The organism is Oleiphilus sp. HI0067 (assembly GCF_001635735.1).
Map to the genome: position 1 here is coordinate 1 of NZ_LWFI01001073.1, position 1,809 is coordinate 1,809.

At 44.1% G+C, this 1,809-nt stretch carries 2 protein-coding genes; one reads left to right on the forward strand and one right to left on the reverse strand.

Going from position 1 to position 1,809, the window contains the following annotated elements:
- Window positions 1–988, reverse strand: a 988-nt coding sequence (gene epmB / locus A3739_RS14905; protein WP_068501926.1) for an EF-P beta-lysylation protein EpmB, incomplete at its 3' end; no start/stop codon positions are given.
- Between the two features lie 197 nt (window positions 989–1,185).
- On the opposite strand from epmB, the gene efp reads away from it, so the two are divergent.
- Window positions 1,186–1,758, forward strand: coding sequence for an elongation factor P (gene efp / locus A3739_RS14910; RefSeq protein WP_068476429.1), 573 nt, complete (start codon window positions 1,186–1,188; stop codon window positions 1,756–1,758).
- Window positions 1,759–1,809 lie beyond the last annotated feature (51 nt).

A 1,809-nucleotide genomic window follows, 5' to 3' on the forward strand; every position in this document is an offset into this window, starting at 1 on the left:
CCGGACATTCTTCAGCGAGTTTGGGAAGTAGGAACCCAGGTAGCAAGGAGGATAACTGCTTGTAAATCTCTTTGGCTTTTTCTCGGCTCAAATCAAAATGTGCTGCGCCATCTACTTTGTCGAGGGTGAAAAGGTAGTAGGGCAATACGCCTTGATCGAATAGCTTTTCTGACAAATTTTGCAGGATGCCTGCGTTATCATTTATGTCTTTTAACAATACTGATTGGTTGAGTAAGGTAACGCCGACGGCTTTGAGTTTTCTAAATGCAATTGCCGTGTCGTCACCCAATTCATTCTCATGATTGCAATGCGCAACAAAAACAATATTGCTGTTGAGTGTCTTGAGAATCTCGATAAAGGGATCGCTAATTCGTTGCGGCAGGCTAGGGAGCATTCGCGTATGAATACGTATCCTTTTTATGTGCGCGATAGAATCAATACGATGTAACAAATCGGATAGGTATTTATCAGGCAAGCTTAGTGGGTCGCCACCACTTAGAATGACCTCATTAATTTGCTTATTTTCCAGAATGTAAGCCAGAGCCTTGTCCCATTGTTTGCGAGATTGCTGGTGCTCTGAATAAGGGAAATTACGTCTAAAACAGTATCTACAGTGTATGGCGCAAGCCTGCGTTAAGACGAGCAAAACCCGAGACTGATATTTATGAATTAAACCAGGGACGGGCGAGTAATCTTGTTCGAGTAAGGGTTCAGCTGTAAAACCATCAACCTGTTCGAATTCTCTAGTCTGAGGTAGAACTTGCAAAAGCAAGGGGTCATTGGGTGAGTTAGGTTTGATTTTATCGAGATAGGGCTGCGGTGCACGAAGTGGAAAATCGAGCGTTTGTTGTGTTGCTAAGGGGTGCGCGTCTAGGCCTAGCTGCGTTAATAGATCGCCGACAGTCAGTGTGCTTTGACTGTAAATCGATTGCCAATCTTTGTCGATCGAACGAGCGATAAGAGGCGAATGCTGAATGTGTTCTTGCATAGTGCTAATACGTAGACGAGTATTTCGACAGAATAAACCGAAGCGTGTATGATTGCCGCCACTTTTTGGCCGCTTAGATCGGCCGCATAATCTACACTTTAGTAACTGAAAGTGGTAGCGGTATAGCTGTTTACTGCTTAGTTATTGCACTTTGTATCAGAAGCCTACAAATTAAGTAGGGACAGTTAGGTGATAAAATGGCGAATTTTTCAACAAACGAATTTAAAGGTGGCCTTAAGGTAATGCTTGATGGCGACCCATGTTCGATCCTTGAGAACGAATATGTAAAGCCGGGTAAAGGACAAGCGTTTAACCGTGTAAAACTGCGTAACCTCAAAACTGGACGTGTTTGGGAGCGTACCTTTAAGTCTGGTGAATCTCTAGAAGGTGCTGACGTAATGGAGCACGATATGGAGTATTTGTACACCGATGGTGAGTTTTGGCACTTCATGATGACCGACGGTTCTTTTGAACAGCACGGTGCAGATGAGAATGCTGTGGCTGAAGCGCAAAAATGGTTGAAAGAACAAGACGTTTACGTTGTAACCTTATACAACGGAGCGCCATTAAACGTAGCACCGCCAAACTTTGTTGAACTTGAAGTTGTAGAAACAGATCCTGGTTTGAAGGGCGATACAGCGCAAGGTGGTACAAAGCCAGCAACACTAACCACTGGCGCAGTGGTTAACGTGCCTTTGTTTATTAATATTGGTGAAGTGTTGAGAATCGATACGCGTACTGGCGAATACGTAAGCCGCGCGAAAGGTTAAGTTTCTCTTTATGTGGCAGCCTAGTTGTTCACATACTGCAATTAAAGCCCG